Annotated in this window: 1 protein-coding gene; it reads right to left on the bottom strand. The window is 48.4% G+C overall.

Annotated elements, in window-relative coordinates; genetic code table 11:
- The coding region (locus HCZ99_RS20440) for a hypothetical protein (protein WP_167448888.1) at window positions 1–626 on the bottom strand (626 nt) is incomplete at its 3' end.
- Between the last annotated feature and the right edge of the window lie 447 nt (window positions 627–1,073).

The raw sequence follows: 1,073 nt of genomic DNA, 5'->3' as shown, positions 1-1,073 counted from the left end.
ATGTCGACAAGATTGGTATTCTCGGGCTGGGGCTCGGTATCGGGCGTGCCGGGCCGGCCGATGCTGGAATTGCCGTTCGTCGATGCAACCCGTGCCGCAATATTTTGCTGAAGGACGTTGGTCTGGGAGCGTGCAACTGCTGAGACAACGGCAGTTTTTGTCGTACTATTATTGTCGTTGCTGCTGCTTTCTGGTGACGGTGCTGGTGCCGGATCTAAACAACTTGTTGTGACGGATGTTGTGGAATTCAATGTAATGGTAATACGGCCATCTGTCGTATCAGCGGGGATTGTGAAATTAGTGGTTTTGGTTTGTCCGGCAGCAAGATTTGTTCCATCTGCGCCACCGAGATCGTTTGCGCCGTTATTATTGTCTCTGTATCTGATTTCGTCGATTCTGACACCACCACCAGGCCCGGTAATGGTAATACTGATCCGTTCGCCCTTTGCGAATGTCAGCGGACCGGTGCTGAAAGAAAACCTGTTTGTCGTCGTGTTCAAATCACCGATAGAGCAGCCGGGGCTTTTCGCGTAAACAGTGTGCGCGAATGGTAGCGAAATGCCAAAAACGATCATTGCGCAGCAAAGTTTCGTTTGCCACGAATTCAATTCAATATTCTTTTTCAACTAAATGACCCCAGCGCGATGGGTGGATTTACCATCCCAGAAATTTTTTATAATTCGTTGTATTAATTGTAATGATTCAAAGGTCGCGTCAATAAGAAACTTTAAGTTGCATTTTTGGCGCGGAGATTTTTATGTATCATTACATTTGAATGGGGATGGCTTTCCGGACTGCGACAGCGGTAGGAGATCAAACACATTCTGTGCGGCGCACGTTTTGCCGGGCCGATTTTAAAAAAGGGGGGTGACGGTTTGACGATCGAGCGATAGCCGTTTGTAGCGAAATAGGCTGGTCGTGACCCTTCACCAATCAGAAACACCCCCGATGTGTGGTCGGGGGTGTTTGTGATTATACCGGTTGTTTGATGCCCGTTGTTTTGATGTCGGTTGTTAGAACGGCATCGACATGCTGATTTCAACCGTGCTGCTGTCGGAATTGTCGGCAATATC

Origin of the sequence: Thalassospira lucentensis, assembly GCF_011806425.1 — a bacterium.
Taxonomy (GTDB): domain Bacteria; phylum Pseudomonadota; class Alphaproteobacteria; order Rhodospirillales; family Thalassospiraceae; genus Thalassospira; species Thalassospira lucentensis_B.
This window is presented reverse-complemented; position numbering and strand designations above follow the sequence as displayed.